Below are 3,443 nucleotides of genomic sequence, written 5' to 3'. Positions count from 1 at the left end.
TGGGCAAGTATGCCAGGTTTGTGCAGCAGATGGCTGACAGGTCTGGAAAACTCCTGCACCCCCTGCATATTCAGGGTGATGATATTTATTTCGACCCCCGGGTATTTAATCCATTCATCAGATCCCTGGTGCATGTTTTCAGGAATGCCGTTGCTCACGGTATAGAAGATCCGGAAGAGCGTCTGGAAAAGGGCAAGCCGGAATCCGGACAGATCCAGTGCCGGGTTGAAAATACCCCGGAAGGTTTCGTGCTCAGTATTAGTGATGACGGAAGCGGCGTGGACCTGGAAGGACTCAGGGAAAAGCTGCGGGAAAGTGGAGCATACAGCCTGGAAGAGCTGGAACTGATGGATGAAAAAGAGCTCTTGATGCAGATTTTTACCCCAGGGGTGTCCACAGCGGCCGAAGCTGATGAATGCCGGGGCCGGGGTGTGGGCATGGATGCAGTATCTGCTGCGGTGCAGGCGCTTGGCGGCAGTATAGAGGTAAAAAGTGCTGCAGACCTGGGTACGCAAGTGGTTTTTTACCTGCCGGGGCAGGGGTGCTTGAAAATTTGACGGATCTAGCAAGGGAGGTATTTTTTGCAGGAACAAAGCGTAAATATCAAGGACCTGATGCAGTGCCTGGCACAGGGTACGCAGTCTTTTCTGCAAGCTGAGGCCGGGGTGTCAGTCACAAGGATAGACTGCCGGTATGAACCTGTAAACATTCTCAAGCTGTCTTACCTGACGTCCCTTATAAGCGTGAACAGTTCCATCAATATGTTTTTTGCTTTTTCCTTTGAAAAAGACCTTATTTTCTCTATTCTGCGTCAAATGACCCAGGGTCTGGATTACCCGGAGGAAGAAACGCCCGACTACCTGGAGTCGGCAGCCACTGAGATGCTGAATATCGTAGTGGGCAATACTGCGGAATTTTTCGCCCCAGGCGGTGAACGGGTCACTTTTTCGCCTCCCATCGTGATTCAGGAGGCCAGGAATATGATCAGAACTCAAGGCACCACCTTTTATTCATCTGTCGTTCAGACAAGCCAGGGCAATCTTTATATCCATCTTATAGGTCCCAGGCAGTTGTTTGATGAGCAGTTAAATTATCTGGAGGCAGGTTCATGAGCAAGTTTTCTTTCATGGTAGTGGACGATTCGCTCATTACCCAGCGCAAGCTGTCGCAGTTACTGGAAGAACTGGGGCACAGTATTGCATGTACCTGTGTCAATGGACAACAGGCCTATGAAAAGTATATTCAATTAAAGCCCGACTTAGTGACTATGGATATCACCATGCCGGTGATGGACGGTATTGAGTCCACCAAAAAGATAATCGAGTCGGATCCGGAGGCGCTTATCGTCATGGTCACTTCCCACGGCCAGAAGCAGACGGTTATAGACGCCATCGGCGCGGGGGCCAAGGGATATATCCTCAAGCCCTTTTACAGGGACAATGTGGCCCAGACCCTGAACAAGGTCATAAACAAGTACCTGAACAAAGAATGACCCGCCAGCACAACCGCATCATCTTCAATTCCCTTTTCCAGGCCCTGCCTTTCGGGGTGTATATCGTGGATGTTCAAAGCCATCAGCTGTTATTCGCCAACCGGCATCTGTCTGAAATGGTAGGCGGAAACGTCCGGGAGGGAGGCATCTGTTACCGGGAGATATTCAACTCTGAGAGTCCCTGCATACATTGCAGGATAAAGGAGCTTCGTTCAGACGGAGAGGAGCAGGCCGGGGATAACCTGACTTTCGAGTTTTTTAACGAATACAACGACAGGTGGTACCAGTTCCATGAACTCATGGTTCCCTGGACAGACGGTCGACTGGTGAAATGCTCCTTTGCAGTGGATATAAGCGAACTCAAGGCGGCCCAGAATTCTCTGGCCGAGGCCCATGCCAGGCTGGCCATAAAAAACGAGGAACTGGAAACCCTCTATGCCCGTGATGTTCTTACAGGTGCATACAACAGGGTCAAATTCGACGAAATAATGGAAAAGGAGATTGGCAGGTTTGAGAGGTACGGCAGGCCTTTTTCCATCATGATCATGGATATCGACGATTTCAAAGAGGTCAACGATACCCTGGGACACCTGGCCGGGGACAGGGTGCTCTGCGAGATGGCCAACCTGTTGACTGCCAATACCAGGGCTACCGATCTGTTGTGCAGATGGGGCGGAGAAGAATTCCTGCTGGTCTGCCCGGAAACCGATTTTTCCGGTGTAAGGCCACTGGCTGAAAACCTCAGGCAAATGGTGGCCGGGCACGAGTTCGAGTGTGGACGCAGGATCACCATCAGCCTGGGCGCCACTACGGTTAAACCCAGAGATACTCAGGACAGTATGATAGCCAGGGCGGACAAAGCCATGTATCTATCCAAGAGCCAGGGCAAAAACGCCTGCAATTTTCTGTGAATCAGCCTACTGCTTTTCCATCTGCAAAGCGCGGTTCATGCAGGGGCAGGAGTATATCCGCACTGTCCCGGACCCGGAGCATGATGTCGTAGGCCTGATAAGAATTGACCAGGGTGCCGGGTGGAATGACCTCCATCTCCATGGCCTTGATTTCTTTCGGGGGATCAAAGTTTTCTTCAATAACGCAGAATCCGGTGATTGCGGCTGTGCCCCGGCTGGTATGCACAAAAACGCTCATGCCTCCGGGGGTGTGGGCCGGGGTATGCATGACGTATATCCCCGGAAAGAGCTCCCTGTCCTTATCCACGGTTCTTATCTGTCCGTTTTCTTCCGCGTCCAGGATGTAGTCATCCAGGTACCTGTAGTCCAGCGGGTGCGGGTTGTGGGCGCTTTCAAGTTCCTCTGGACGCACGAATATCTCGGCATTGACGCATTTGGAGTCGTTTTCGCAGTGATCATTGTGCAGGTGCGTGTGGATCACCGCGTCAATGTCTTTTGGTTCAAGGCCTACCTTGGATAGTCCCTCCTCAAATGTGTATATGGCTCCACCCAGGTCCTGCCGGCGGTCTTCAGATCTGATGGGGCTCATCTCCCCGGTGTCGACCAGAATGTTTCGGTCCCCGCCTTCCAGGTACCAGGCATAGATGGGGATGATATACGATGTTCCGGCTCCGTGCTGGTAGGTCATCATGGATTTGTCGAAACGCTTGGTGCCCATAACCAGGGGATGTATCCTGTATGTAGACAATGGCTGGTCCTCCTTTGAAAGGTAATTTGTCACTTAAATTATGCTCTGTTCAAGCGGGTGTCAATAAAGCAAATATGAATGGGAGCATCTATCAAGCGCTTTTAAAGCAAGGGACAAACCAAAACTGCGACCGAAAAGAAAGATTTACGGGATGGAAACCATCCTTAATACGGCAGATACTTTTCAAATTCCATGGTGGTAACGCTGGTTCGATGTTCTTCCCATTCCGCTGTCTTGATGGTCATGAGGTTGTTGTACTGTTGCTCTCCCAGCAACTCGAGCAGAAACCTGC

Annotated in this window: 5 protein-coding genes; 4 read left to right on the top strand and 1 reads right to left on the bottom strand. The window is 51.1% G+C overall.

Features of this window, described 5'->3' with window-relative positions; translation table 11 throughout:
• From QZP87_RS00715 to QZP87_RS00700, 4 genes are all read left to right on the top strand, one after another.
• The coding region (locus QZP87_RS00715) for an ATP-binding protein (RefSeq protein ID WP_291321006.1) at positions 1-557 on the top strand (557 nt) is incomplete at its 5' end.
• 24 nt (positions 558-581) lie between these two features.
• Positions 582-1,112 (top strand): chemotaxis protein CheX, encoded by a 531-nt coding sequence (locus QZP87_RS00710; protein WP_291321005.1) that lies wholly within the window; start codon positions 582-584, stop codon positions 1,110-1,112.
• Complete coding sequence (locus tag QZP87_RS00705) at positions 1,109-1,492, top strand: response regulator (RefSeq protein ID WP_291321004.1); 384 nt, start codon at positions 1,109-1,111, stop codon at positions 1,490-1,492. The genes QZP87_RS00710 and QZP87_RS00705 overlap by 4 nt, the downstream gene beginning before the upstream one ends.
• Positions 1,489-2,403 carry a GGDEF domain-containing protein gene (locus tag QZP87_RS00700; protein ID WP_291321003.1) on the top strand — a complete coding sequence of 305 codons (915 nt, stop codon included), beginning with the start codon at positions 1,489-1,491 and terminating at the stop codon, positions 2,401-2,403. Before QZP87_RS00705 ends, QZP87_RS00700 begins: the two co-directional genes overlap by 4 nt.
• A gap of 1 nt (position 2,404) precedes the next feature.
• Here QZP87_RS00700 and QZP87_RS00695 read toward each other — a convergent pair whose 3' ends face one another.
• Positions 2,405-3,151, bottom strand: a complete 747-nt coding sequence (locus tag QZP87_RS00695; RefSeq protein WP_291321002.1) for an N-acyl homoserine lactonase family protein — start codon at positions 3,149-3,151, stop codon at positions 2,405-2,407.
• Between the last annotated feature and the right edge of the window lie 292 nt (positions 3,152-3,443).

Origin of the sequence: Desulfonatronospira sp., from assembly GCA_003563255.1 — a bacterium.
GTDB lineage: Bacteria > Desulfobacterota > Desulfovibrionia > Desulfovibrionales > Desulfonatronovibrionaceae > Desulfonatronospira.
The sequence above is the reverse complement of the archived record's forward strand: the minus strand, read 5'-3'. Positions and strand labels throughout refer to the sequence as shown.

Coding starts and splice junctions, on each gene's coding strand:
- QZP87_RS00705 (WP_291321004.1), top strand. CDS start 1,109: ATGAGCAAGTTTTCTTTCATGGTAGTGGACGATTCGCTCATTACCCAG.
- QZP87_RS00700 (WP_291321003.1), top strand. CDS start 1,489: ATGACCCGCCAGCACAACCGCATCATCTTCAATTCCCTTTTCCAGGCC.